Source organism: Idiomarina sp. ST20R2A10, from assembly GCF_051842345.1.
GTDB lineage: Bacteria > Pseudomonadota > Gammaproteobacteria > Enterobacterales > Alteromonadaceae > Idiomarina > Idiomarina loihiensis.
Map to the genome: position 1 here is coordinate 298,598 of NZ_JBNIEY010000001.1, position 25,897 is coordinate 324,494.

Here is a 25,897-nt window from a genome sequence, read left to right on the forward strand (position 1 = left end):
ATTTACGTGCAAAACTTTGAAAATAAAGTCGCATTAGTTACAGGCGCAAGCCGGGGAATAGGAAAAGCAATAGCTGAACTGCTTGCTAGTCAGGGAGCGAAAGTTATTGGTACAGCGACCTCTGATAAAGGTGCAGCTGCAATCTCCGAATATCTTGGTTCAAAAGGCAAGGGCCTGGCGTTGGATGTAACCGATTCTGATAGTCTGCAGCAGGTTATTAAAGAGATTGAATCAGAGTACGGTTCTATTGATATTCTGGTGAATAACGCCGGCATTACCCGCGATAACCTGATGATGCGAATGAAAGACGACGAATGGGATGCTGTCTTAAACACGAACTTGTCAGCCGTATTTAAAGTTTGTAAGGCGGTTGTACGCGGCATGATGAAGCGCCGTAATGGCCGTATTATTAATATCAGTTCAGTTGTTGGCACAACAGGAAACCCGGGGCAGGTTAACTATTGTGCGGCGAAAGCCGGACTGGTTGGTTTCAGTAAGGCAATGGCTAAAGAAGTTGCAGCGCGCGGCATTACCGTGAACTGTGTTGCGCCTGGCTTTATTGATACAGATATGACAAAAGCTCTGAATGATGAGCAAAAACAGGCTATTTTTGATAATATTCCGGCAGCACGTTTAGGCGAGCCAAAGGAAATTGCTGCTGCGGTAGCATTTTTAGCATCAGAAGGTGCAGCTTATATCACTGGTGAAACCATTCACGTTAATGGTGGTATGGCGATGGTTTAAGAGGTTAGCGGTACGACCTCTTAACTTTATGCTATTTTTTACTTTATTAATGAGGCTGGTTTCACTACACTACAGCCAATTTTCACTCTCGCGATGACTATTGAGGGATTTTATAATCATGAGTACTATTGAAGAACGCGTTAAAAAAATCATTGTTGAACAATTAGGTGTTAAAGAAGAAGAAGTTAAGCCTGAAGCGTCATTTGAAAATGACCTGGGTGCTGATTCTTTAGACACAGTTGAACTGGTAATGGCTTTGGAAGAAGAATTTGAAACTGAAATTCCAGACGAAGAAGCTGAAAAAATTAAAACAGTTCAATCAGCTATCGATTACGTAAATAATCATTCTAACGACTAATTTGTCGTAGAACGTGATATAAAAGGCGGAGCCATTGGTTCCGCCTTTTTTGTTATGACAATAAGAAAAATACTACTTAATAATACGCCTTTCCATTGTTCTGAAATAGACAGAGGGCTGCAGTTCGGTGACGGGCACTTTACAACCATACGAGTTGTTCAAGGTGTGCCTTTGCATATAGAGCGACATTTGAACCGACTGTCTGAAGCTAATACCCGTTTATTTATAAACCATCCAAACTTTAACTTTTTGCATCAGCGTATCCTTAACGCTTGTGATGGCATTGAAAACGGTGTGTGTAAAGTTATTGTCACTAGAGGTTATGGTGGCCGAGGGTATGGCTTTTCAGACGGCGCAGTGGCGAATGAATATATTCAGGTAAGTGATGCTCCGGGTAACCTTAAATCGGTTAGTCTTGGTGTTGCTGAATTGAACTTAGCCAGACAACCTAAGCTGGCCGGTTTAAAAACATTAAATAGGCTGGAGCAGGTTCTGTTGACTCAGGAGCGCAGCGTTTCTGAATATGACGATTTACTGGTCTGCGACTCGGAAGGTAATGTTGTCGAAGCCATACAAGGAAATGTTTTTTGGTACAAACAAGGGCAATGGTACACCCCCGATCTGAGTTTTTCCGGTGTACAAGGAATTATTCGCCAGTTGATTATTGATGAAGACATGCTTGCGCCTTTGCGTATCGGTCATTTTTCATTGAATGAGTTAGCTGACGTTGAGCAGATTATCCTCAGCAACAGTGTCAGAGGCGCTGTTACGGTCACTCAGTTTAATGGTAAAGTATTGGATAAGAGCAAATTGCCGGCGGTGTTAGAGCAGCTTATATTATGAAAAAACGTCTTATTTTAGCGCTGCTTGTTGCAGCTTTTGTGGTTTCGGTCGTGGCTGTCTTTGTATCCGGTCGCTGGTATTTATCTCAGCCAATACAAAGTGACGCTAGTACGCCTCTATTTTTAGATTTTAGAGGAGGAGCAACTGCCCGTAGCGTAACCATTCAAGTAACAGAGCACTTTGAGAAGGGGAACTCTGCATTAATTTATCGCCTGAGCCAGGTTTTTGACGATGTCGACCATTTGCAAGCTGGCCTTTATGAAATTAACGGACGACAAAGCTGGTTTGATGTCTGGAGTATGTTGAGTCAAGGGCGGGAAAAAACCTTTACTGTGACTCTGGTTGAAGGATTGACTCTCGAGCAGTGGAGAGCTCAACTAAAACAGCTACCTTACCTAAAAGATGAGTCTTCTGAATTGGATCCGGCGGAACTCAGGCAAAAGCTGGGCGTTACAGAAACCTCTATTGAAGGTGTTTTATTACCTGAAACCTACAGTTACAGAGCTTACACAACGGATATTGCTATTCTGAAGCAAGCGTACCAATCTATGCAGCAGGTGCTGGAAAATGCCTGGCAAGAGCGTTCAGACAGATGCCCTGTAAACTCACCTTACGAATTGCTGATACTGGCTTCTATTATTGAGAAAGAAACCGGTTTGGCCGATGAACGTCCGCTGGTTGCAAGCGTATTTGCCAATCGTTTAGCTGTCGGCATGCGGTTGCAGTCTGATCCGACGACAATCTATGGTATTGAAAATTTTGACGGCAATCTGACTCGTACTCATTTGCGCGAGAAAACAGAATACAATACTTATCGAATTAACGGATTACCGCCAACACCAATTGCGATGCCCGGCAAAGCCTCAATTAAAGCAGCAGCAAATCCGGCACGTTCTCCGTACTATTATTTTGTTGCGGATAAATCAGGTGGCCATGTTTTCTCGGAAACACTGGAAGAACATCAACAGGCTGTACGCCGATATCAACTGAATCAAGAGTGATTATGTCAGGAAAGTTTATTGTTATTGAAGGACTCGAAGGAGCCGGTAAAAGTTCGGCTATCGCAAGTGTTGTCACGCATCTTCAGGCGAAAGGAATTCAGGTTGAAACAGTTCGTGAACCAGGCGGTACACCGTTAGCGGAATCGCTGCGGGATCTGGTAAAAAAGAAGTGGGAAGAAAAAGTCAGCCCCACGACAGAGCTTTTACTTATGTATGCCAGCCGGGTTCAGCTGGTGGATAATATTATAAAACCCGCGTTATCCAAAAACCGTTGGGTTATTGGTGATCGCCATGATTTATCTTCCAGAGCCTACCAAGGGGGAGGGCGCGAACTCGGTGATGAATTGTTGCAAAAGATCCGGAAAATCACTTTAGGGAATTTCACCCCCGATTTAACACTACTACTTGATATTGAAGAAAAGAAAGGTCTTGAGCGAGCGCGTGAGCGAGGTGAGCTGGATCGTATTGAAGAAGAAGATTTAGCCTTTTTTCAACGTACCCGGCAACGCTATTTAAATATTGCAGCTAAAGATCCGAGCATTATTGTCATTGATGCGAACCAGTCGATGCTGGATGTACATCAGTCAATATTGAGAGCAATTGAGGAGTATCTGTTTTAATGGCTTTTCCCTGGCTGCGAGAACCCTGGTTAAGATTAGTAGCGAGTGCTGAAGCCGGACGTCTGGCTCATGCTTACTACTTACAGCATAATGTTGATGGCGGTTCGACCGAGTTTATTCAGCGCCTGAATCAATTTCTGTTGTGTAAGCAACCAGGCAAAAGTGCCTGCGGGAAATGTAAATCCTGTTTACTTTACCTATCGGGTAATCATCCGGATACCTGGACTATTGATGGTGCACAAGTTAATCGAATAGGTGTTGATACGGTACGCGAATTGCAACAAAACGTAACGCAGACAGCGAACCAGAACGGATTAAAAGTCGCTGTCATACTCGAAGCGGAAAAAATGACAGAACAGGCTGGCAACGCACTGCTGAAAGTTCTGGAAGAACCTCCGGCCGATACACATTGGCTGGTTTCAACTAAAGATGCCGAGCGCTTACTGCCCACCTTAAGAAGCCGTATGCAGTGGTTGAGCATTGCCTATCCGACAACCGCACAAAGCGACGAGCAGGTGACTTTTGCAAAGCAGCTGCTGGCCGGACTACGGGGACAGCAGGAATTACCCCTGTTAAAAGATAAAGATGGCGCATTAAGCTGGCTGGATGTTTCCGAGAACTTATTAATGGATTGGTTGTTGATTAGCCAACGAGCTGCGGCTACGCGTTTGCGTTATCAGCAATTGGCGGACGAATTACAACACATCAGCAACTATGAGTGGGTCAATGTCGCGCAGCTGAGTGAATGGGTATCCGAATGCCGACAGCTACGTCAGCGATATCAGGGCTCAACGGGGATCAATTTGCCGTTATTATTAAGTTTTGCCTGGAGTCGCTGGTCAAATACTCTTTCAGCGTAGCGACTCCGTAAAACGGAGTTGTCATGCTGACGCTAAAATTAAGCCCACAATCCGCAACAGAGCTTGCTGCTCATGTTGTTCCTGAATTTCAGTCCCTTACTTTGCTGATCAACAGCGAAACAACCGATATTGCGGTAGATGACAGAGCCAGATTAGAGTTCCAATGCCCGGACATAGAAGGTAAACCTCTATGTTTAGAGGTGAGCGTGGTTTTTCGTTTTGAGGCTGGAGAACTAAAGAACTGGTTGGCTGTCGCTGTTCTGCCTTCACAGCAAGCCTTGATTCATCATCTTCGTTACCTTTGCCGCCATCATACAAACGAATATGGTAAACTCTTCCACCAACTGGTTAACGACTTTTGTCACTCAAATCAACGCTAAGTGGAGCTATCTATGTTCGTCGACTCACACTGTCATTTGGATAAAATCAACCCTGAAAAAGCGGGTGCCGATTTAAAAGAAATTGTTGCAGCGGCACGTGCGAATAAGGTTGAACACATGCTGTGTGTTTGCGTTACCCTCGAAGACTTTCCGGCCATGCAGGCCGCTGTCGCCGAATTCGATGATGTTTCGGTTTCGTGCGGTGTGCATCCTTTGTATGTGAAAGACAGTAAGACTCCAATAGCTGAGTTAGGTGCTAAATTGCGTGAGCTAACAGCACTGAATAGCGTTGTTGCGGTAGGAGAGACCGGGCTCGATTACTTTTACCATCCTGAATCAAAAGTATTACAGCAGGAGAATTTCGAGCAACATATTGAAATAGCCAACGACGTTAACAAACCACTGATTATTCATACGCGCGATGCTCAGCAGGACACCTTGTCATTATTAAGAAATGGCCATGCTGAAAAGCCTGGTGGTGTCTTGCATTGTTTTACCGAGTCTCTTGAGATGGCAAAAAAAGCCATTGATGATCTCGATTTCTTTATTTCTATTTCTGGTATCGCGTCGTTCCGGAACGCTCAGGAGCTGCGTGACACAATCAAAGCATTGCCACTGGAGAAACTCCTGATTGAGACCGACAGTCCCTGGTTAGCGCCGGTTCCTCATCGTGGTAAAGAGAACCAGCCAGCCTACGTAGTCGACGTTGCAAAATGCGTAGCTGACGTAAAAGGCATTACCTTAGAAGAGGTGGCTAAGACCACGACAGCTAACTATTATAAACTGTTCGCTAACTCTTAATTAGCTGTGTATAACCTGTGTTCTTTTTAGTTAAAGTTTTTCAAAAACAGTAAGATAAAAAATTTCTTAAAAATATTAGACATCCCTTTGATATTGTCTACACTGAAGTTTACTGAACGAATTTTATGCGACTTAATGCAGTGTTTTTGTCATGAGTTAGCGCACGGCTCAACCTTTGAGCCATTCCCCTATACCCGGAACAATCTGGATTGGTTCCGGGTTTTTTTTATCCTTTTCTTCCTGTTTCTTAACAGTTCATGGCGATCAAAAAGGCACTTTTCAGGGTACATATAGACAAACGAGTAGCACGTTCTGATAATAAAATTAACTAAGGAGTCAGTGATGAGTACAACCGTTGAAAGTAATGAACGTCCCGACTACGACGAAGTCATTCAAACCATTGCAGACTATGTTATCGATTACAAAGTAGACAGTGAGGAAGCGTGGAATACGGCTCGTAACTGCTTGATGGATACCCTGGGGTGTGGCTTACTAGCGCTGCGTTTTCCTGAATGCAGTAAACATTTAGGTCCTCTGGTTGAAGGAACCACGGTTCCAAACGGCGCTCGGGTACCGGGTACCCAGTTCCGTATGGACCCTGCTAAAGCAGCCTGGGATATAGGTTGTATTATTCGTTGGCTGGACTTTAACGACACCTGGCTGGCAGCCGAGTGGGGGCATCCTTCTGATAATTTAGGCGGCATACTGGCAACCGCTGACTATATTTCGCAAAAACGAGTGTCTAAAGGTGAGAAGCCTTTAACCATGAAAACCGTTTTAGAAGCGATGATTAAAGCTCATGAAATTCAGGGTAATTTAGCCATAGAAAACAGTTTTAACCGGGTTGGTCTGGACCATGTTGTGTTGGTGAAGGTGGCTTCTACAGCTGTGGTTACCTGGTTAATGGACGGCTCGAGAGAGCAGATTATGGCCGCTGTCTCGCAAGGCTGGGTTGATGGTCAGTCGTTGAGAACCTATCGGCACGCACCTAATGCCGGTTCGCGTAAATCCTGGGCTGCCGGCGATGCCACATCAAGAGCTGTACGTTTGGCTGACATAACCATGCGCGGTGAAATGGGAATTCCAGGGGCATTAACGGCTCCGCAGTGGGGCTTTTACGATGTGCTGTTTAATAAGACCAATAAAGACCAGCAGTTGAAACCGAAAGAGGATTGGAAATTTAAGTTTCAGCGTGACTACGGCAGTTACGTAATGGAAAATATTTTATTTAAATTGTCTTTCCCGGCGGAGTTTCATGCTCAGACTGCCTGTGAAGCTGCGGTGACATTGCAGTCAGAAGTTAAAGGCAGAATTGATGATATTGAGAAAGTTGAGATAACGACTCATGAGTCGGCTATTAGAATCATTTCAAAACAGGGGAAGCTGGCTAATCCGGCGGACAGAGATCATTGTTTGCAATACATGACTGCGGTACCGCTAATTTTCGGCGAGTTAACAGCTGATCACTACGAGAATAGTTTTCATGAAAATAACCCGGTTATTGATAGCATACGTGAAAAAATTGAAGTGCTTGAAGATAAGCAATTTAGCCAGGATTATCACGACCCGGAAAAGCGTTCTATAGCCAATGCGTTACAGGTATTCTTCAAAGATGGAACTCATACTGAAAAAGTTGTGGTGGAATATCCGATAGGCCACAGACGGCGTCGGGAAGAGGGCTTTCCTGTGCTAGAAAGCAAGTTTAAAGCGAATTTAGCGACTCGTTTCCCTGAGCCCCGGGTTAAATCGATTTTTGACCAATGCAGTCAGCAGCAATCTTTTGAAAATATTGCGGTTAACGAATTTATGGATATGTTTGTTATCTAATTGGCTTATAGAAAAAAGGCTCTTCAACTTATTGAAGAGCCTTTGCAACGGTTATTAACCGCGCCAGATAACTAGCAGAATCAGTATCGGACAAATGAACTTTACGTACCACGGCCATATCTTCCAGAATAAGCTTTTATCAATGTCTGGTGAGCCTTGTTTTAACGCTTTTAATAAATAATTTTGACGTAATACCCAGGTCAGCATAACACCGAACACTAAAGCCATTATTGGCTGCATATAAACCGTGCTAAAGGTAATAACGGCGCCAAAAAGTAACTCAAAATTATAGATTATCGTCGTGGAAATAGCGGTTACGATAAGCGCAATGATCCAGACGCCACTACTACGGTCGCAGTTTGCTTCTTCGCGTAATGCATTGACCGGTGCTTCCAGCATAGAAATAGATGAGGTAATAGCGGCAATAACCATTAGCAGGAAAAAGCCAAAAGACATAAATAGTCCAGCGTAACCTAGTGCATCAAACATCGCAGGTAATACGGTGAAAACTAAAGTATCCGCCGAAAGCAGAGTACCATCGTCTGCATAAATGGTGACGCCATTAGATTGTGCTACGAACATCGCTGGTAGAATGAGCAGGCCAGCTAAAAACGCAACGCTGGTATCAATGCCTGCTACCCAGGCTGCTGTTTTGGGTATGTTCTCGGAGTTTGAAAGGTACGCACCGTACGTCATCATGACACAAACACCGAGCGACAAAGAGAAGAATGCCTGCCCCATGGCCCGAATAATCAGGTTCGGATCGGTAATTGTTGAGAAGTCGGGAAGCAGATACATTTTCAGGCCCTGTATCGCACCGTCCTGCGTTAAAATGTAAGCGGACATGCCAATCAACAATATGAACAATAATGGCATTAATCGTCTGGACCAGCGTTCTATGCCGTTGTTTACACCAGAACGTACAACGTAAACGGTTAACAGCATAAAAAATATCATGGTAGTTATATTTCGGGAAACCGAAAACTCTGTAAACCATAGAGCAGTTTCAGGCTGACCGATTAAAACCATCAGTGGTGCCAGCATATAAGAAACAAGCCACCCCGATACAATGGCGTAAAAACTCAATATTAAGCTTAAGACAATAAGGCCGATGACCCCGGCGATAGCACCTGAGCCTCTTAAAAAGGGTCTACTGGATAAGTTACGTAATGCTTCTATTGGGTTCTGACGTCGTATACGGCCAATGGTTATTTCGGCTACCAGCATAGGATATGCCAGTAAAACAATCATAATCAGATAGACCAATAGAAAAGCACCGCCGCCATTACTGGCGGCCTGGGTAGGGAAGCCCCAAATATTACCAACGCCAACCGCTGAGCCAGCGGCAGCTAATATAAACCCTAATCGTGTTGCGAACGCAGGTGATGAATTTGCCATAATTTTTCTTATTATTATTTAAGCTGCGTCAAATTATGGCGGAGTTAATTCGCCACGTAAATTCTTCTGTAACAATTTCTGCATTTTACTCAGGCTCAAATCTTGTGACAGCAGATAATGCAATTTAGTCAGTGCCGCCTCAATGGTCATATCTGCCCCGGACACGATACCTATTTCAGCCAGAGCATTGCCGGTCGCATAGCCGTCCATATTAACCCGGCCGCGAAAGCATTGAGTACAGTTTAGAATGGTAATCCCCTGGTTAATTCCTTCTTTCAGGCTAGTCAGCAGTGCATCGTCTTGTGGTGCATTGCCGACACCGTAGCTTTGTAGAATCATGGCTTTTACCGGTTGTTGCAGTTGGTTTTTTATAATTTCAGCGGATATTCCCGGATAAAGCATGACCACACCGATTGGCTGAGGGGTCATTTCAATGACTTTTAATGGCTGGTTTGAGGGCTCTGAGAGCTCTCCTGCGTTTAACTGAATCTGGATTCCTGCTTCAAGTAAGGAAGGGTAGTTAGGGGAGGCAAAAGCATTAAATCCGTTGGCGTCTGCTTTGGTCGAGCGATTTCCCCGGTAAAGCGTATTATTAAAGAACAAACCAACTTCAGGAATAGGGTAGTTCGCAGCCACATAGAGCGAATTGAGCAGGTTGGTCTGGCCATCAGAACGCAGGGCGGCTAAAGGTATCTGTGAACCAGTTACAATAACGGGTTTACTCAAATTTTGTAGCATAAAGGACAAAGCCGACGCCGTATAAGCCATGGTATCGGTACCGTGCAAAATGACGAAACCATCGTAATCGTCGTAGTTCCTTTCTATATCACGAGCAATGGTCACCCAGTCAGACGGCGCCATATTTGATGAGTCCATTAATGGTGAATATTCATTAATGGTAAATTCGGGCATTTCTTCCCGGAAAAACTCCGGCATGTTTTCAACGCACCGGCTCAGGTGTCCCGCAACCGGAACATAACCCTGAGCTGATTTTTTCATACCTATGGTGCCGCCAGTGTATGCGACATAAATCTTTTTACGAGGCAAAGTTCACTCCTGTGCTCTGCGAAATAACCGCGATAATTCTATCGCGGTTGAAGGCAGAGTGCACAGTAAGAGTAAACATTTTTAGGATCATTAAAGTTTTGTAAAACCGCAGTTTCAGATTTCACTTTATTAAGTGTACCCATTAACCAGTGTTGAGCCTCACCACCAACAGTTGGAACAGGGAGGTACTCTGAAGAGCTGTTAAACATGTTGGCAAAAAATTGCTCTTTCGATGACAACTCTTGTTGAACAATTTTTACATCGTAATCATCAATGGCAGCCAGCTCAGCGGCCGCAGCTACTGAGTCGTCAAAGTCTCCAAGTTGGTCAACTAATCCACGCTCCATTGCTTGTTTACCCGTCCAGATGCGGCCCTGAGCAACTTCATGCACGTCGTCGCGGGACATGTTGCGAGCCTTGCTGACAATAGTCAAAAAGTCTTCATAGGTGGCTTCAACCGAGCTTTGCACCAATTTCTTTTGGTACTCAGTCATTTCTTCCAGTGGATTTAAACCTTGTATCTCAGTCGTACTGACAGTATCGCTATGAACGCCAATAGCCGCCAAACTGTCTTCTAAAGTCATTAACAGGCCAAAGACACCAATTGAACCGGTAATGGTAGTTGGTGCTGCCACAATTTTATCGGCATCTGCTGCTATCCAATAACCACCAGATGCTGCCACGGTGCTCATTGATGCCACAACCGGAATACCGGCTTCTTTTGCCTGGAGGATTTCCTGACGGATAATTTCAGAGGCAAAGGCACTTCCGCCGGGGCTGTCTATGCGCAGCACAATCGCTTTCGTCTGCTTGTTATTGCGTGCTTCACGAATCAGTTTTGCGGTGCTGTCACCACCAATCATACCGGCTTTTTGCGAACCGTTAACGATTTGCCCACGAGCAACAACAACCGCGATCTGGCTACGATCTGTCGGTTGCAGACTTTCCGGGACTTCCATTTCAGTCGCCAGATAGTTGTCGTAGGTAATATGACGGAAGGTATCTTCTTCTTTGTCGTACCCGGCTAAATTGATGAGCTCGTTACGAACTTCGGTACGTGTACGCAGCGCATCAACCATGTTTGTTTCTAGCGCCATTTTGGCCATATCGCCATTGGCACTGTTAAAGGCCGACATGTAATCATCAACTTTACCACTGGTAACCAACGGATTAATGTTACGGGCCGCTGTCACATCGGTGCGGAAGCTATCCCACAAAGCTGAATAAAGAAACTCATTGGCTTCACGTGCTTCATCAGACATGTCGTTACGAATAAAAGGTTCAACAGCCGCTTTAAATTTACCGACCTTAAAGACTTGAGGCTGAACTTTAAGCTTGTCGAGTAAGTCCTTAAAGTAAAGTTGAGTGTAATCAAGCCCTTCAAATACAACTCCGCCCATTGGGTTTAGGTAAAGCTGATCTGCATGCGCTGCAAGATAATACTGATGCTGATCATAGTAATCAGCATTACTGATAATGGGTTTACCAGAGGTACGGAAATCGTCAAGAGCCTCGGCAACTGCCTGTAACTTATTGAGTCCGCTTGGGTACAAGTTTTGTAAGTTTAAATACAGTGCGCCTATACGTTCGTCTGTTTTGGCTTTCTCAATTGAGTCGACCACATCAGATAACAGAACTTCGGGGATATCATCACTGCTTCCCATAGCTTCATTCAGGAATTGACTAAAAGGATCAACCCAAGTCTTCTCTTCAACCAGCATGCCATTAGGGTTAAGAACCAGAATGCCATTCTCCGGTACTTCGATAGGATCCTCTCCGCTAAATAGACTAACGAGAAAAACCGCGAGGATTAAAAAGAATACAAGGTTCAAAATGACCTTGCGCGTACCGTTGATTATTTTCCATAAATAACTGAAGATTGAGCGCATAGTTAAATTCTCATTAGCTAATAAAAACAGGCCTTAGCATATCGAATGTGCGAGTAACAGACCAGTCAGAGAATGTAACTAACCATTACACATTGAATAAGGTGAAGTATGAATGCCGAAGAGTTATTAACCAGCCGTTCCTCCATGCCGCGTTTGAGTGAACCCGGTCCTACTATAGAGCAACTGGAGTTAATTAAGGCCGCAGCTGTTCGTGCGCCTGATCATATGGGACTAACGCCATATCAGTTTATTCAGTTTCAGGGAAAAGAGAGGCAGGTTCTGGCGGATATCTACCAGCAGGCTGCGCGTCTTAACGACTTTTCAGAAACGGTCATAGAGCAGGCTGGGCAGCTGCCATTTCGGGCCCCAATGATCATTGTTTCTTGTCTGCGTTTTCAGGAGCACCCGAAAGTCCCCCGTGATGAGCAACTGTGTACGGTTGCCTGTGCCACTCACGGCATGCAGCAAGCGGCCTTTGCACAAGGTATAGGTGCTATTTGGCGTACCGGATGGATGGCCGAGGACGACTTTATCAAGGAGCAGTTGGGATTGTCTGTGGACGACGCCATTGTCGGCTTTCTGTACGTAGGGACACCTGCAGTCCCTACGCCAATAAAGCCTCAGAAAGATTCATCACCGTTTTTTATGAACGGTAATGACTTAGTGCTGGATTAAAATTCGGCACTTTTCGGAGCCCGTGGGAAAGGTATAACGTCACGAATATTTTGTACGCCGGTGACATAAGCCACTAAGCGCTCAAAACCCAGGCCAAAACCGGCGTGAGGAACGGTACCGTAACGACGCAAATCGCGGTAGAAGCCGTATTCTTCTTTTGGCAGGTTCATTTCGTCAATTCGCTGGTCAAGAATGTCTAAACGTTCTTCACGGGCGGAACCACCGATAATTTCCCCAATACCCGGCGCTAAAACGTCCATAGCGGCAACGGTTTTGCCATCTTCGTTCTGGCGCATGTAAAAGGCTTTAATATCGCGCGGATAGTTTTTCAGAATAATTGGTGCGCCGACATGTTCTTCAGCTAAATAACGCTCGTGCTCTGATTGTAAATCCACACCCCATTCAACCGCGTATTCGAATTTTCTATCGCAGTTCTTCAGTATCTCAATGGCGTCGGTGTAATCCATGTGCACAAAGTCATTATTTACAATGGCTTCTAAACGGCTGATAGCGTCAGAGTTAATGCGTTCGGCAAAGAACGCCATGTCGTCCGGGCGCTCTTCCAGAACGGCTTTAAACACATACTTAAGCATGGCTTCGGCTAAGCCGGCAACATCATCTAAAGTGGCAAACGCCAGCTCGGGTTCTACCATCCAGAATTCAGACAAGTGACGGCTGGTGTTCGAGTTTTCAGCACGGAAGGTTGGGCCGAATGTGTAAACTTTAGATAAAGAGCAAGCGTAAGACTCTACGTTCAGCTGACCCGACACCGTTAAAAACGCTTCTTTGCCGAAAAAGTCTTCAGAGTAGTCGACTTCGCCTTTATCTGTTTTCGGGATATTCAGCATGTCCAGTGTTGAAACACGGAACATCTCACCGGCACCTTCACAATCGGAAGTCGTGATGATTGGTGTACTCACCCACAAATAACCTTCCTCATGGAAGAAGCGATGAATAGCCTGAGATAACGCATTACGAACACGCATGACCGCACCGGTAATGTTGGTACGCGGACGCAAATGCGCGTATTCACGTAAGTATTCCATGCTATGACGTTTAGGAGCCATAGGGTAGGTATCGGGATCTTCCACCCAGCCATATACATGAACTTTGGTTGCCTGCAGTTCAAATGACTGACCTTTGCCCTGAGAAGGGACAACAACACCGGTAATAGCTACAGAACAACCGGTCGTCAGTTTCTGCACTTCATTACTGTAATTGGGAAGTTCTGCCGGAACCACGGCCTGAATGGCATCAAAGCATGAGCCATCGTGCAAGTTAATAAATGAAATACCGGCTTTCGAGTCACGGCGGGTGCGTACCCAGCCCCGGACTGTGACGGTCTCATCGACAGCGACTTTTCCCGTCAGAACATCCACTACAGAAGCATACGACATGAGTTGGTTTTCTCCGAAATTTACACTATTTTGCTATAGAAAGGTTGCTATGTTACCGCGCTTTGGCGCAGACTCAAGTATAACCCCTGATAACCGAGAGAAAAATTATGAAAAGGGGATCCTTAGCGGATTTAAAGCAGGTACCATTTTGGTCCCGTGTTCTGGGATGGCTGTCTATTTTCGGCTGGTTTATCTTTGTCGTTGCCGCTATCGTTTTCAATTATGCAAAACCTGAGCGCGATACCATTTTGACTGAAATTTTTGGTATTCCTGTTCGCGAAGACTGGCTCATCACATTAGGTGACTTATTCGTTATTCTTTTAGTTATTGGCCTTTGTGTGAGTCTGCTCAGCTTTGTTCTTAATTATGTTCTTTTCCGCAAGGACAAACAGCATTTGTGGATCAATATCCTGATACTGATCATGAGTTGTTTGGGTGGCTTGTCGGTTTATTTCTTTGGTTATTAAGCCTTAATAGAGCTCTGAGTTTCAACGTAGTCTTTCATGGCAACGGTTAAACGGCTGAGCTCGTTCGTAGAAATAACATAAGGCGGCATAATATAAAGTAAGCGTCCGAACGGGCGTATCCATACCCCTAATTCAACAAAACGCTTCTGCGCAATGGCAACATCAATGGGGTGGTGCATTTCTAATACGCCAATAGCCCCAAAAACTCGTGCGTCTTTTACTGCATCACATTCAGCCAGGGGAAGAAGTTGCTGCTTTAACTGAGCTTCAATTTCAGCAACCTGTTGCTGCCACTTACCCTCAGCAATAATCGCCAGTGACTCAGCTGCAACCGCGCAGGCTAAAGGATTCCCCATAAAAGTAGGGCCGTGCATTAATGCGCCTCCGCCGGGGCCGTGACCAATGGTTTCTGCTACCTGTTTCGTGGTTAGCGTGGCTGCCAGCGTCATGTAACCACCGGTCAGAGCTTTACCAACGCAGAGAACATCAGGCGTAATTCCAGCGTGTTCACAGGCGAATAACTTGCCGGTACGACCAAACCCTGTTGCAATTTCATCCGCTATCAGTAATACGTCAAAATCGTCGCAAAGCTGGCGTATTAGCCTTAGGTATTCAGGGTGATAAAAACGCATACCACCGGCTCCCTGAACAACAGGTTCAAGAATAACCGCCGCCAACTCATGGTGGTGTTGCTCGAACCAGTGTCTGAGTTCGTCACCAGCAGTCTCTGCCCAGTCATCGTCAGGGGTTAGCCTGGGGGCTTCAGCAAAAAGCTGGGAGTTAATAGCTCTGTTAAAAAGATGGTGCATGCCGTTGACCGGGTCGCAAACCGACATCGCTTTAAACGTATCGCCGTGGTAGCCGCCTTTTATGGTTAGTAGTCGGTGCTTCTCCGGACGTTCTTGCGCCAGCCAGAACTGCAAGGCCATTTTTATGGCAACTTCAACGCTGACAGAGCCTGAATCGGCAATAAATACTCGTTGTAGAGGCTCAGGAGTCAGTTCAATAAGACGTCGAGCAAGATCAATCGCGGGTTGATGCGTGATACCGCCAAACATAACGTGGCTCATTTTATCTATCTGACGGTGAGCAACGGCATCTAAGCGTGGATTGCGGTATCCGTGAATAACAGCCCACCAGGAAGACATGCCATCAACCACCTCATGGCCGGTATCCAGAGTTAATCTGCAACCTTTTGCTGACTCAACTTTATAAGCAGGTAATGGGTTCAGCATAGAGGTATATGGGTGCCAAATGTGCTGTCGATCAAACTCAATATCGCTTTTGCTCATAAATTAAACTATTGTAAAGTATTAAACTGAAAGTATATTGACAGTGTATCGAGCTGGATTATTCTAGTCGACCATAATTTGCCAAGCACACGAGATTTACCATGCCACAAATTCGTAACGACTGGACCATTGAAGAAGTTCAGAATCTTTTGCAGATGCCGTTGAACGATTTAGTTTTCGAAGCACAAACAGTGCATCGCCAGCACTTTAACCCGAACGAAGTTCAGGTCAGTACCTTGTTGTCGATTAAAACCGGTGCCTGCCCCGAAGACTGTAAGTATTGCCCGCAGAGCGCCCATTATCACACCGGGTTGGATCGCGAGCGCCTGATGGCAGTTGAAAGTGTGCTGGCTGAAGCACAGGCAGCGAAAGAGAAGGGCGCGAGCCGTTTTTGCATGGGCGCCGCCTGGCGTAATCCGAAAGACCGCGATATGCCTTACGTCATTGAAATGATCAAAGGCGTGAAAGCATTGGGTTTGGAAAGCTGTATGACACTTGGCATGTTAAGTAATGAACAGGCAAAAATGCTGCAGCAGGCCGGTCTTGATTATTACAACCACAACCTCGATACCTCTCCGGAGTTCTATGGTGACATCATTACCACCCGAACTTATCAGGATCGCCTTAATACGCTGAATAATGTGCGAGACGCAGGTATGAAAGTCTGTGCCGGAGGCATTGTTGGTATGGGCGAGAGCGTCACCGACCGAGCCTCTTTATTAGTGCAGTTGGCGAATTTGCCTAAGCACCCGGAAAGCGTACCGATTAATATGCTGGTTAAAGTAGAAGGCACGCCTTTTGCCAAACTGGAAGACTTAGATAACTTTGAATTTGTGCGTACCGTTGCCGTAGCCCGTATTTTAATGCCAGCTTCGCATGTACGTTTGTCCGCCGGCCGTGAAGACATGAACGATGAAATGCAGGCGTTGTGCTTTCTCGCCGGTGCTAACTCAATCTTCTATGGTGAAAAACTGCTGACCACAGCGAACCCTGAAGCAGATGCCGATTTACGTTTATTCGAGCGTCTGGGCATTAAGCCTGAACAGCGCGACGGCTATGATGATGAAGTTCACACCGCGGTTATTGAAGATGCGATTAAAGAACAGCAAAACCCTGTTCGATACTACGACGCGTCTTAGTAGAGAATAGGCAGAGAATAGAGAGTGGAGAAAATCGTGTTGGGGTATGAGCAGCGGCTTAATGAGCGTAAAGACTCTTCGCTGTTTCGCTCGCGAAAGGTACGTAGCTCCGACGCTCATTGGCAATTGGATTTCAGTACCAATGATTACCTCGGCTTAAGCCAGCATCCGGATATAAAGCGTGCATTTAAGCAAGCTATTGATATCTGGGGTGTTGGCAGTACTGGCTCACCGTTACTCAGCGGTTACAGTAAAGTTCATCAGGAACTGGAAGAGTTGCTGGCCGAGTGGATGAATAAACCCAGGGCTTTGCTGTTTAATTCAGGTTTCGCAGCAAACCACGGTGTGCTGACAACCCTGATCGATAAACAACAAAAGCTGTTCGCCGACAAATTGGTTCATGCCTCAATTATTGACGGTATGCAGCACGGTGAAGGGCGTTTTAAGCGGTTTCCACATAACCAACCTGAACCAGTTGTTAGCAAAGCCAGTCCGTGCGACTGGCTGGTGACCGAAGGTGTTTTTAGCATGGACGGAGACGCCTGTGATTTAAACCTGTTGGCTTATTTAAAGCGCAAGTATGATCTGAAAATTATGCTTGACGATGCGCATGGAATAGCCGCGTATGGCGCTGAGGGGAAAGGCTCATTAGTTGCGGACTCCGCTGTTGCCGATGTGATAACCGGCACCTTTGGTAAAGCGTTGGGCGTCGGTGGAGCCTTTGTTTGTGCCGATGATGATGAAATTGAAAGTTTAATTCAGTTTTGCCGTGATTATATTTATTCCACTGCGATGCCGCCGGCTCAGGCCGCTGCAATAAAAGCCTCTGTAGAAATTGTACGCAGCGCAGAAGGCGATGACCGCCGCGGAAGACTTGCTGAGCGCATTCAGTATTTTCGGGAACAGCTGAAACAGCGCGGTTTAAAAACGATAGAATCAAACTCGGCCATACAAACATGGTTATTTAACTCCGATGATGACGCGCTAAACATGGCAACAGAACTACAGGCTCAGGGGTATTTATGCAGCGTTATTCGTCCGCCAACAGTACCTGCGGGAAGCTCCCGTATCCGTTTTAGTTTAACGTCAGAAATGTCGACGCCCGAACTTGCTCAATTTTGGAGTCGGGTAGATAGGATTCTTAGCCAGTTATGAAGTCTCCGTTATGAAATCTAAGTTATGAAACCTCCGTTATGAAAATAATGAATTTTCAACAGGCTGTTGCGCGGCAGTTCAATAAGGCGGCGAAATACTACCACCAGCACGCGAGTATTCAGCGCTTAACAGCCAGCCGGCTATTAAGCCTCGGGCCGGCTAATGTGAATCAGGTGCTTGACGTTGGCTGTGGTCCCGCGTCAACGACAGCAGACCTCTTACTCCGGGCAAATCATTATCTTGGTGTTGATATTGCTCCGGCTATGTTGTCTAAAGCTGCCGCTGATTATCCGGAACTGAGTTGGCTTAATGGCGAGTGGGAAGCTTTGCCAGTAGCTGATAATTCAGTCGACTGGCTTTTCGCTAATTTGTCTATGCAATGGGTCGATAATTTGCAAAATGCGATGAGTGAAGCTTATCGAGTTTTAAAGCCGGGTGGGGTTGTAACCGTTAATACCGTTATTGAGGGCACTTTCAACTCTTTCACAAAAAGCTGGAATGCAGTGGACGATTTGCAACATACGCACCGCTTTAAATCTGCAGAGAGGGTGCAGAATGAAGTCGACTCAGTTAACTGGCGTCATTCAGAATTCGTGACAGAAGAATACACCCAGTATTTTGCCAGTGTCCGTGAACTTATAGGCAGTATTAAGGGAGTTGGTGCCAACTATGTGAGGCGAACTGATAACGCCGGACTGATGACGCGCAACCGCTTACAGCAGTTGGAAAATGCCTTCGAAAATCATAGAACTTTGCAGGGATTGCCACTTGAATGGTCAATTCTTAATATTAAATTAGTTAAGTAGCATTGAGTTTAAGTTGATATGAACACTTATTTTATTACCGGAACGGACACTGATGCAGGAAAAACCGTTGCAGCATGTGCTTTTGTTCAATACTTAGTAAAGCAGTCGCAACAAGTTGCGGTAATGAAGCCAGTTGCATCCGGTTGTCATTGGCAAAACGGGCAGTTGGTGAATGAAGATGCACTGAATTTAATGCGTCAGTCTAATACTTCCTTTGATTACGATAGAGTTAATCCTTATACCTTTGAAGCCGCAATTGCGCCTCATATTGCGGCAGCAGACAGTGGCGTGGTCATAGACAAAGAACGCCTGTTGAAAGCGGTAGACTGGTTTCATGAGCGGCCAATAGACAGTTTAGTGATTGAAGGTGCCGGTGGCTGGCAGTTACCTCTGGCTTCCGGACTGCGTATGCCGCAAGTGGTAAAGGAGGTTAATGCGAAAGTTGTGCTGGTGGTCGGGTTAAAACTGGGTTGCCTGAACCATGCGTTGCTTAGCCTGCAATCAATAAAGCAGGAAGGTTGCGATGTTGCAGGTTGGATTGCCGTGCAAACGGGGCCGGAGCCGATGCCGCGACAGGCCGAGAATCTGGAGTCGCTACGTGAGTTGATGGGCGAAAAAGAGCTCGCTAGTATTCCTTATTTGCCAGGCTGGACAGAGGAAGATTTGAGCATTTATTTCCATAAGTAAGATTGAAATACGACTAAATACCCCCACATAACTTAGCAGACTAAGTTCCCCGGAGTACGAGCAATGAAGAGAATTTTGCTGTTTTTAGCGACTAACATGGCCATTCTGCTGGTTGTTAGCGTGGTCTTTAATATTGTGATGGCGGTAACCGGCATTGATGCACAAGGGTCAGTGGGTTTACTGGTGTTCTGTGCGCTGTTTGGTTTTGGTGGTGCGTTTGTATCGCTCTGGATATCACGCTGGATGGCAATTCGTTCAACCGGAGCCAGAGTCATAGAAAAACCACAGAACCAGTCTGAAGAATGGTTGTTCCGTACCGTTCAGCAACAGGCGCAAAAAGCAGGGGTTCCTATGCCTCAGGTCGCGGTTTATCAATCGCCGGAGCCTAACGCTTTTGCTACCGGGCGCAGTAAAAATGCTTCATTGGTTGCGGTCAGTACCGGACTATTACAAAGCATGAATGCTGACGAAGTTGAGGCGGTTCTTGCACATGAAATGAGTCATATTGCTAATGGCGATATGGTGACGCTGACCTTAATCCAGGGCGTGATAAATACGTTTGTCATGTTTTTTGCGCGGATCATTGCCAGCGCGATAATGCGGGGCGGTGATAACCAGCGGGGCGGTGGGTTCGCCTATTATGGTGTCGTGATGTTGCTGGAAATCGTATTTGGCGTCTTAGCCAGTACCATTGTCATGTGGTTCTCTCGTCAGCGTGAGTTCAGAGCAGATGCCGGGTCCGCAGATTTAGTTGGTAAACAAAAAATGATTGCTGCTTTACGTCGCTTACAGCAAGGCAAAGAGTCGGAACTCGATGGCACTATGCTGGCGTTTGGTATTAAAGGAAAACGCTCAACTATGTCGAAATTGTTTATGAGTCACCCGCCTTTAGAAGAACGAATTCATGCTCTTGAGCAACGGCGTTAGTCGTTGCTTTTCAAGGGATACAGAGGTACATTCTTAACTCTTACTCACCGATAAAGCGGATAAATTTTTGTTATGGCCCAATGGAGTGCGCGCAGTTGGCGCGATAAGCCAATAGAACAACAACCGAAGTATTCCGATCCGTCGCAGTTGCAGGCAGTAGAACAGCAACTGAGTCAGTTCCCGCCACTGGTGTTCGCAGAAGAGATACGAGCGTTAAGAAACCAGTTAAAGAATGTCTGCGTAGGAGAGGGTTTCCTGCTGCAGGGCGGCGATTGTGCAGAGTCGTTTAGTGACTTCAACGCACCGAAAATTCGTGACACTTTTAAGGTCATTCTGCAGATGGCCATTGTCATGACGTTTGCAGGCTCCTGTCCGGTGACAAAAGTTGCACGCATGGCCGGGCAGTATGCGAAGCCGCGCTCTAGTGACTTTGAAACCATTGGCGACCTCAGTCTGCCCAGTTACCGTGGCGACATCATTAATGGCTCAGAGTTTGAGGAAATGGCTCGTCAACCTGACCCTGAACGCATGATTAAAGCTTATCATCACTCCGCAGCGACCATGAACTTGTTGCGAGCATTTGCGCAGGGCGGTCTGGCCAACTTGCACAAGGTGCATAAATGGAACTTAAGTTTTATTGCCTCTAATCCGTTAAAAGAGCGTTACCAGAAAATAGCTGAAGAAATTCAGTCGGCGCTGCGCTTTATGGAAGTATTGGGCATTAACTCAGAGAATAACGCGGCCATTCACGAGACTTCGCTATTCACCTCGCATGAGGCATTGTTATTGCCTTATGAACAAGCTTTAACCCGCACTGACACATTAACCGGTTTGCCGTATGACTGCTCAGCGCATATGGTCTGGATTGGTGAACGTACTCGTAAGTTAGATCAAGCTCATGTCGAGTTTATGCGCGGCATTCATAACCCAGTTGGAGTAAAAGTGGGCCCAACCATGCCAGGGGATGAGCTCATTCAGTTAATTGACGCATTGAACCCTGACAACGAACCCGGACGTTTAACATTAATTACTCGTATGGGCGCCGATAATCTGGCTAATAAATTGCCCGAGTTAGTGCGCCGTGTAAAACAGGAAGGTCGCAACGTGGTCTGGTCAAGTGACCCCATGCATGGCAATACGATTAAGGCTGATAATGGCTTGAAAACCCGGAATTTTGACGCCATACATAAAGAATTAAGACATTTCTTTGCGATCCATCAAGCTGAAGGCACTTACCCTGGGGGCATCCATCTGGAAATGACAGGTGAAGATGTTACAGAATGTACCGGCGGTGCCTACCGTATAAGTGAAGCAGATTTGTCCAGTCGTTACCGGACTCAATGCGATCCACGACTGAATGCCGATCAAGTGCTAGAATTAGCGTTTTTAGTCGCAGAATCATTAAAAGCAGCTCGCAACGGCGCGGGTTGATCATCCCCTTTAACCGAATATTTAAGAGGTAATTTTTTATATGTCGCAACAGGTAGAAGTGTTATTTGAAAACTTGTGGCAAGATTATTTATCGCGTACACCTTCAGCAAAAAAGGTGCATCAAATTTTAGGCGAAGGGCATCCGATCGTTAATGATCATGTTGCTTTTCGGACTTTTGATATCAGTCCTGTTGGTCTGGAAGTACTGGCACAACATTTTCTGGACTTAGGTTACAAAGAGGGTGGTGACTACCACTTTGAAGCGAAAAAACTGCGTGCAAAACATTTTGAGCATGAAGACCCTGAATTGCCAAAAGTATTTATCAGCGAATTAATGACGGCTGAATTTTCTGATGAACTGCAGAGCAAAGTCAAAGAGATGGTGGCTCAGATTTCGGCTGAAGACACTAAAAAGCCGGACTTTCTTTATTCGGGTACGCACTGGAAAGTCAGTTATGCCGATTACCAGTCATTGCTCGAAGAAAGTGAGTACGCTGCGTGGATGGCTGCATTTGGCTATTGCGCTAACCACTTTACGGTCAGCGTTAACCAGTTACCGGGCTATAAAACGCTTGAGCAGGTAAACCAGAAGTTAAAAGACAATGGTTTCAAACTGAATACGTCTGGCGGCGAAATCAAAGGGTCTCCGGACGTTTATCTGGAACAATCATCAACTATGGCTGACCGTCACCCAGTTGAGTTTTCTGATAAGACTGTTGAGATCCCCAGTTGCTTCTATGAGTTTGCTAAGCGCTACGAAATTGAAGACGGCAAACTGTATACTGGCTTTGTTGCAGCGTCGGCGGACAAAATTTTTGAAAGCACCAACGCGAAGTAAAGTGTAGCTTCTCAGAATATTAGGGCGGCATTAATAACGGTGCCGCTCTAAGTTTGTTTTAGCCAAAATTTTTGCGGCTATTTCTTCTACTGAATAATGGGTTGAGTTGATAAAAGGTACTGCCTCCCGGCTATAGAGCCTTTCAACTTCCGCTAGCTCAAACCGACACTGCGCCATAGAAGCGTATTGGCTGCCTTCCCGTCTTTGACTTCTAATTTCATGTAAACGCTGTGACGACAAGGTCAATCCAAATAGCTTATGACGATATTGCTTAAGTTCTTTAGGCAATTGCAATCGTTCAAAGTCGTCATCGTCGGTCAGAGGGTAGTTGGCAACTTTAATTCCGTATTGCATGGCCAGGTATAAGCTGGTCGGCGTTTTCCCTGTACGCGACACTCCAATTAAAATCAGGTCAGCTTTATCCAGTTGATTCAGGCGCTTCCCGTCATCGTTATCCAGAGCATAATTAATCGCATCTATTCGAAAGTTGTAGTTTTTATGTACACCATGAGTACGGTGTGTTTTCGGTTCCGCCTTAACACCCAGCTCTTTTTCCACCGGAGCAATAAAGTGGTCTAAAAAGTCGTAACAAATGCCTCCACAGTCGGTAATTTTTGCTTTTAGCTTCTCGTTAACGAAAGTATGGAAGATTAAAGGCGGCTCACCACTGTCGGAAACGGCTTTTTTTATTGTTTTACACACCTCATTTGCTTTTTCCTGATTATCGATAAAAGGTAATGTTTTGTGCTCAAAATTGACCGGGAACATGGACAAAAGCGCGTGGCCAAAGGCCTCGGCGGTTAATGCTGTACCATCTGAAATGTAAAATGCATAGCGCACTGGCAAATCTCTTTTTAACCGATTGTAGGTTCGATATTAACTTGTTGGGCCACAGCGTGTAAAATAGATGCCACTTCCATGCCGAAAAATCAATTAAGGATTGTGACGTGCAAGAATACGTAGTTTGGTACCAACATCTGGGAATGCAGGACGTAAACCGAGTGGGTGGCAAAAATGCCTCGCTGGGTGAGATGATCAGTAACTTAGCCGGAGCAGGAGTTGAAGTGCCCGGTGGTTTTGCAACAACGGCTGATGCCTATAACCAGTTTCTGGAGCAAAGTGGTTTAAACGATCGTATTCACGATTTGCTCGACACGCTTGATGTTGACGACGTACAGGCCTTGGCTCAGGCTGGCAAAAAAATCCGCCAATGGATTATTGATACGCCTTTTCAACCAGAATTTGAAGCAGCTATTAAAGACGCTTTTGCTGAGTTAAGTGAAAACAACGACGAATTTAGCTTTGCGGTACGCAGTTCAGCGACGGCAGAAGATATGCCGGATGCTTCATTTGCCGGCCAGCAGGAAACCTTCCTGAATGTACGTGGCTTAAGTAGTGTAATGGAAGCCATTAAACACGTGTTTGCTTCATTATTTAACGACCGCGCTATTTCCTATCGCGTTCACCAGGGCTACGACCACCGCGGTGTTGCGTTGTCGGCTGGTATACAACGTATGGTACGTAGTGACATTGCCTCTTCCGGGGTTATGTTCAGCATTGATACAGAGTCAGGTTTTGATGACGTGGTTTTCATTACCTCATCTTACGGTCTTGGTGAGATGGTCGTGCAGGGGGCGGTTAACCCAGATGAATTCTACGTACATAAACCAACCTTAAAAGCAGGGCGCCCTTCAGTATTGCGCAGAACTCTGGGCAGCAAGAAAATTCAAATGATTTTCTCTGACGACAGAGAACATGGAAAACAGACATTAATAGAAGACATAGAAAAGTCGAAGAGCCTGACCTTCTCGGTAACTGACGAAGAAGTCGAAACACTGGCTAAGCAAGCTCTTATCATTGAAGAGCATTATGGTCGTCCAATGGACATTGAGTGGGCAAAAGATGGCGTCGACGGCAAGCTGTATATTGTCCAGGCACGTCCTGAAACGGTTCAGTCAAACCAAAAAGGGCAAGCCATTGAGCGTTTTGCGTTAAAAACTAAAAGCGACGTTGTCTGCACAGGGCGCGCTATTGGCCAGCGTATTGGTCGTGGTGTTGCTCGTGTTCTGAATGACATTAGCGAAATGGATAAAGTGCAGCCGGGCGATGTATTAGTTACCGACATGACCGACCCTGACTGGGAACCAATTATGAAACGTGCGGCGGCCATTGTTACTAACCGCGGTGGTCGTACTTGCCACGCAGCGATTATTGCACGCGAACTGGGCATTCCGGCGGTTGTTGGTTGCGGTGACGCAACTGACCATATCAGTAATGGTCAGGCCGTTACGGTTTCTTGTGCCGAAGGCGACACCGGTTATATCTACCAGGGTGAACTGGACTTTGATATTACCGAATCACAAATTGATGCCATGCCGGATCTACCGTTAAAAATTATGATGAACGTGGGTAACCCGGACCGAGCCTTCGATTTCGCCAGCTTACCTCATGCCGGTATTGGTCTGGCTCGTCTGGAGTTTATTATCAACCGGATGATAGGGGTTCACCCTAAAGCCTTGCTTAATTACGACCAGCAAAGCGACGAATTGAAGCAGACGATTGATAGCATGATGGCCGGCTACAGCAGCCCTCGCGAATATTACGTAGCGCGTTTAGCCGAAGGAATTTCTACCTTGGGAGCCGCATTCTCTCCAGAACGCGTCATTGTGCGCATGTCTGACTTTAAGTCGAACGAATACGCGAATCTTATTGGCGGAAAACAGTATGAGCCGGGTGAAGAGAACCCTATGCTGGGCTTCCGGGGCGCGTCGCGTTATATCTCAGAAGAGTTCCGGGACTGCTTTGCATTAGAGTGTGAAGCAATTAAACGCGTTCGTAACGATATGGGTCTGACCAATATCGAAATCATGATCCCGTTTGTCAGAACTCTTGAAGAAGGGCGTAAAGTAATTGAACTTCTGGCCGAGCAGGGGCTGGTTCAGGGCGAAAATGGCCTGCGCGTTATTATGATGTGTGAACTGCCTTCTAATGCTCTGCTGGCCGATGAATTCCTCGATATCTTCGACGGTTTCTCTATTGGCTCTAATGATTTAACCCAGTTAACTTTAGGTTTGGATCGTGATTCCGGTGTTATCGCGCACTTATTTGATGAGCGTGACGAAGCTGTGAAGAAACTGCTGGCAATGGCCATTCAAACGGCGAAGAAACGCGGTAAGTACGTTGGTATTTGTGGTCAGGGCCCGTCGGATCATCCTGATTTTGCAGCCTGGTTGGTTGATCAGGGCATTGATTCGGTATCGCTGAACCCGGACACCGTTATTGAAACCTGGATGTACCTGGCGGAAAACCTATAAG

Annotated in this window: 25 protein-coding genes; 19 read left to right on the top strand and 6 right to left on the bottom strand. The window is 45.9% G+C overall.

The window, feature by feature from the left end:
* The first annotated feature begins 6 nt into the window (after positions 1-6).
* The 9 genes from fabG (at position 7) to ACP7H9_RS01490 (ending at position 7,434) form a co-directional block, all read left to right on the top strand.
* On the top strand, positions 7-744 hold the full coding sequence (fabG, locus tag ACP7H9_RS01450; protein WP_011234586.1) for a 3-oxoacyl-ACP reductase FabG: 738 nt from the start codon (positions 7-9) through the stop codon (positions 742-744).
* Between the two features lie 118 nt (positions 745-862).
* The gene (gene acpP, locus ACP7H9_RS01455) at positions 863-1,102 is read left to right on the top strand and encodes an acyl carrier protein (protein ID WP_011234585.1); all 240 of its coding nucleotides are present in this window, start codon (positions 863-865) and stop codon (positions 1,100-1,102) included.
* A gap of 54 nt (positions 1,103-1,156) precedes the next feature.
* The gene (pabC, locus tag ACP7H9_RS01460; protein WP_081423218.1) at positions 1,157-1,945 is read left to right on the top strand and encodes an aminodeoxychorismate lyase; all 789 of its coding nucleotides are present in this window, start codon (positions 1,157-1,159) and stop codon (positions 1,943-1,945) included.
* Positions 1,942-2,946, top strand: coding sequence for an endolytic transglycosylase MltG (mltG, locus tag ACP7H9_RS01465; RefSeq protein WP_272988901.1), 1,005 nt, complete (start codon positions 1,942-1,944; stop codon positions 2,944-2,946). Before pabC ends, mltG begins: the two co-directional genes overlap by 4 nt.
* A gap of 2 nt (positions 2,947-2,948) precedes the next feature.
* Positions 2,949-3,566, top strand: coding sequence for a dTMP kinase (gene tmk, locus ACP7H9_RS01470; RefSeq protein ID WP_272988900.1), 618 nt, complete (start codon positions 2,949-2,951; stop codon positions 3,564-3,566).
* Positions 3,566-4,426, top strand: a complete 861-nt coding sequence (locus ACP7H9_RS01475) for a DNA polymerase III subunit delta' (protein WP_272988898.1) — start codon at positions 3,566-3,568, stop codon at positions 4,424-4,426. The genes tmk and ACP7H9_RS01475 overlap by 1 nt, the downstream gene beginning before the upstream one ends.
* A gap of 23 nt (positions 4,427-4,449) precedes the next feature.
* The gene (locus tag ACP7H9_RS01480) at positions 4,450-4,806 is read left to right on the top strand and encodes a hypothetical protein (protein WP_114981297.1); all 357 of its coding nucleotides are present in this window, start codon (positions 4,450-4,452) and stop codon (positions 4,804-4,806) included.
* Positions 4,807-4,818: 12 nt separating this feature from the next.
* Positions 4,819-5,607, top strand: a complete 789-nt coding sequence (locus ACP7H9_RS01485; protein WP_272988895.1) for a TatD family hydrolase — start codon at positions 4,819-4,821, stop codon at positions 5,605-5,607.
* Between the two features lie 342 nt (positions 5,608-5,949).
* Positions 5,950-7,434, top strand: a complete 1,485-nt coding sequence (locus tag ACP7H9_RS01490; RefSeq protein WP_272988893.1) for a bifunctional 2-methylcitrate dehydratase/aconitate hydratase — start codon at positions 5,950-5,952, stop codon at positions 7,432-7,434.
* Positions 7,435-7,488: 54 nt separating this feature from the next.
* Here ACP7H9_RS01490 and ACP7H9_RS01495 read toward each other — a convergent pair whose 3' ends face one another.
* From ACP7H9_RS01495 to sppA, 3 genes are read right to left on the bottom strand one after another with little or no spacing between them, the layout of a single operon-like run.
* Positions 7,489-8,832 (bottom strand): sodium-dependent transporter, encoded by a 1,344-nt coding sequence (locus tag ACP7H9_RS01495; protein ID WP_272988891.1) that lies wholly within the window; start codon positions 8,830-8,832, stop codon positions 7,489-7,491.
* A gap of 33 nt (positions 8,833-8,865) precedes the next feature.
* Positions 8,866-9,879 carry an asparaginase gene (gene ansA / locus ACP7H9_RS01500; protein WP_153849130.1) on the bottom strand — a complete coding sequence of 338 codons (1,014 nt, stop codon included), beginning with the start codon at positions 9,877-9,879 and terminating at the stop codon, positions 8,866-8,868.
* Positions 9,880-9,917: 38 nt separating this feature from the next.
* On the bottom strand, positions 9,918-11,768 hold the full coding sequence (sppA, locus tag ACP7H9_RS01505) for a signal peptide peptidase SppA (RefSeq protein WP_272988889.1): 1,851 nt from the start codon (positions 11,766-11,768) through the stop codon (positions 9,918-9,920).
* A 108-nt stretch (positions 11,769-11,876) separates the two neighbouring features.
* Here sppA and ACP7H9_RS01510 point away from each other — a divergent pair, with 108 nt between their 5' ends.
* Positions 11,877-12,443, top strand: a complete 567-nt coding sequence (locus ACP7H9_RS01510) for a nitroreductase family protein (RefSeq protein ID WP_286823318.1) — start codon at positions 11,877-11,879, stop codon at positions 12,441-12,443.
* Here the strand turns inward: ACP7H9_RS01510 and asnS are convergent.
* Complete coding sequence (asnS, locus tag ACP7H9_RS01515; RefSeq protein WP_011234573.1) at positions 12,440-13,840, bottom strand: asparagine--tRNA ligase; 1,401 nt, start codon at positions 13,838-13,840, stop codon at positions 12,440-12,442. The genes ACP7H9_RS01510 and asnS overlap by 4 nt on opposite strands.
* Before the next feature lie 107 nt (positions 13,841-13,947).
* Between asnS and ACP7H9_RS01520 the strand changes: the two genes are divergently transcribed.
* The gene (locus ACP7H9_RS01520; protein ID WP_011234572.1) at positions 13,948-14,307 is read left to right on the top strand and encodes a hypothetical protein; all 360 of its coding nucleotides are present in this window, start codon (positions 13,948-13,950) and stop codon (positions 14,305-14,307) included.
* On the opposite strand, the gene bioA is transcribed toward ACP7H9_RS01520, so the two are convergent.
* Positions 14,304-15,599 (bottom strand): adenosylmethionine--8-amino-7-oxononanoate transaminase, encoded by a 1,296-nt coding sequence (gene bioA, locus ACP7H9_RS01525; protein WP_011234571.1) that lies wholly within the window; start codon positions 15,597-15,599, stop codon positions 14,304-14,306. The two genes, ACP7H9_RS01520 and bioA, sit on opposite strands and share 4 nt — an antisense overlap.
* Before the next feature lie 101 nt (positions 15,600-15,700).
* Here bioA and bioB point away from each other — a divergent pair, with 101 nt between their 5' ends.
* The 7 genes from bioB (at position 15,701) to ACP7H9_RS01560 (ending at position 22,582) form a co-directional block, all read left to right on the top strand.
* Positions 15,701-16,738, top strand: coding sequence for a biotin synthase BioB (gene bioB, locus ACP7H9_RS01530; protein ID WP_011234570.1), 1,038 nt, complete (start codon positions 15,701-15,703; stop codon positions 16,736-16,738).
* A gap of 24 nt (positions 16,739-16,762) precedes the next feature.
* On the top strand, positions 16,763-17,893 hold the full coding sequence (locus tag ACP7H9_RS01535; protein ID WP_243734856.1) for an aminotransferase class I/II-fold pyridoxal phosphate-dependent enzyme: 1,131 nt from the start codon (positions 16,763-16,765) through the stop codon (positions 17,891-17,893).
* A gap of 38 nt (positions 17,894-17,931) precedes the next feature.
* Positions 17,932-18,699: a methyltransferase domain-containing protein gene (locus tag ACP7H9_RS01540; protein ID WP_286823317.1), complete on the top strand. Its 768-nt coding sequence runs from the start codon at positions 17,932-17,934 to the stop codon at positions 18,697-18,699.
* A gap of 18 nt (positions 18,700-18,717) precedes the next feature.
* A complete protein-coding gene (gene bioD / locus ACP7H9_RS01545) occupies positions 18,718-19,386 on the top strand; it encodes a dethiobiotin synthase (RefSeq protein WP_286823316.1) in 669 nt (222 codons plus the stop codon).
* A gap of 63 nt (positions 19,387-19,449) precedes the next feature.
* Complete coding sequence (gene htpX / locus ACP7H9_RS01550) at positions 19,450-20,313, top strand: protease HtpX (RefSeq protein WP_034823144.1); 864 nt, start codon at positions 19,450-19,452, stop codon at positions 20,311-20,313.
* 72 nt (positions 20,314-20,385) lie between these two features.
* Entirely contained in the window at positions 20,386-21,744 is a 1,359-nt protein-coding gene (locus ACP7H9_RS01555; RefSeq protein WP_110013140.1) for a class II 3-deoxy-7-phosphoheptulonate synthase, read from the top strand.
* Between the two features lie 40 nt (positions 21,745-21,784).
* The gene (locus ACP7H9_RS01560) at positions 21,785-22,582 is read left to right on the top strand and encodes a DUF1338 domain-containing protein (RefSeq protein ID WP_286823315.1); all 798 of its coding nucleotides are present in this window, start codon (positions 21,785-21,787) and stop codon (positions 22,580-22,582) included.
* A 30-nt stretch (positions 22,583-22,612) separates the two neighbouring features.
* Here ACP7H9_RS01560 and ppsR read toward each other — a convergent pair whose 3' ends face one another.
* The gene (gene ppsR / locus ACP7H9_RS01565) at positions 22,613-23,422 is read right to left on the bottom strand and encodes a posphoenolpyruvate synthetase regulatory kinase/phosphorylase PpsR (protein ID WP_011234563.1); all 810 of its coding nucleotides are present in this window, start codon (positions 23,420-23,422) and stop codon (positions 22,613-22,615) included.
* Between the two features lie 107 nt (positions 23,423-23,529).
* On the opposite strand from ppsR, the gene ppsA reads away from it, so the two are divergent.
* Positions 23,530-25,896, top strand: coding sequence for a phosphoenolpyruvate synthase (gene ppsA, locus ACP7H9_RS01570; RefSeq protein WP_110013138.1), 2,367 nt, complete (start codon positions 23,530-23,532; stop codon positions 25,894-25,896).
* Position 25,897: the final 1 nt, after the last annotated feature.

Coding starts and splice junctions, on each gene's coding strand:
- asnS (WP_011234573.1), bottom strand. CDS start 13,840: ATGTCGTATGCTTCTGTAGTGGATGTTCTGACGGGAAAAGTCGCTGTC.
- mltG (WP_272988901.1), top strand. CDS start 1,942: ATGAAAAAACGTCTTATTTTAGCGCTGCTTGTTGCAGCTTTTGTGGTT.
- ACP7H9_RS01540 (WP_286823317.1), top strand. CDS start 17,932: ATGAAAATAATGAATTTTCAACAGGCTGTTGCGCGGCAGTTCAATAAG.
- sppA (WP_272988889.1), bottom strand. CDS start 11,768: ATGCGCTCAATCTTCAGTTATTTATGGAAAATAATCAACGGTACGCGC.
- bioD (WP_286823316.1), top strand. CDS start 18,718: ATGAACACTTATTTTATTACCGGAACGGACACTGATGCAGGAAAAACC.
- ACP7H9_RS01495 (WP_272988891.1), bottom strand. CDS start 8,832: ATGGCAAATTCATCACCTGCGTTCGCAACACGATTAGGGTTTATATTA.
- pabC (WP_081423218.1), top strand. CDS start 1,157: ATGACAATAAGAAAAATACTACTTAATAATACGCCTTTCCATTGTTCT.
- ACP7H9_RS01560 (WP_286823315.1), top strand. CDS start 21,785: ATGTCGCAACAGGTAGAAGTGTTATTTGAAAACTTGTGGCAAGATTAT.
- ACP7H9_RS01555 (WP_110013140.1), top strand. CDS start 20,386: ATGGCCCAATGGAGTGCGCGCAGTTGGCGCGATAAGCCAATAGAACAA.
- ACP7H9_RS01480 (WP_114981297.1), top strand. CDS start 4,450: ATGCTGACGCTAAAATTAAGCCCACAATCCGCAACAGAGCTTGCTGCT.
- tmk (WP_272988900.1), top strand. CDS start 2,949: ATGTCAGGAAAGTTTATTGTTATTGAAGGACTCGAAGGAGCCGGTAAA.
- acpP (WP_011234585.1), top strand. CDS start 863: ATGAGTACTATTGAAGAACGCGTTAAAAAAATCATTGTTGAACAATTA.
- ACP7H9_RS01520 (WP_011234572.1), top strand. CDS start 13,948: ATGAAAAGGGGATCCTTAGCGGATTTAAAGCAGGTACCATTTTGGTCC.
- bioB (WP_011234570.1), top strand. CDS start 15,701: ATGCCACAAATTCGTAACGACTGGACCATTGAAGAAGTTCAGAATCTT.
- ACP7H9_RS01510 (WP_286823318.1), top strand. CDS start 11,877: ATGAATGCCGAAGAGTTATTAACCAGCCGTTCCTCCATGCCGCGTTTG.
- ACP7H9_RS01475 (WP_272988898.1), top strand. CDS start 3,566: ATGGCTTTTCCCTGGCTGCGAGAACCCTGGTTAAGATTAGTAGCGAGT.
- ACP7H9_RS01485 (WP_272988895.1), top strand. CDS start 4,819: ATGTTCGTCGACTCACACTGTCATTTGGATAAAATCAACCCTGAAAAA.
- htpX (WP_034823144.1), top strand. CDS start 19,450: ATGAAGAGAATTTTGCTGTTTTTAGCGACTAACATGGCCATTCTGCTG.
- ACP7H9_RS01490 (WP_272988893.1), top strand. CDS start 5,950: ATGAGTACAACCGTTGAAAGTAATGAACGTCCCGACTACGACGAAGTC.
- bioA (WP_011234571.1), bottom strand. CDS start 15,599: ATGAGCAAAAGCGATATTGAGTTTGATCGACAGCACATTTGGCACCCA.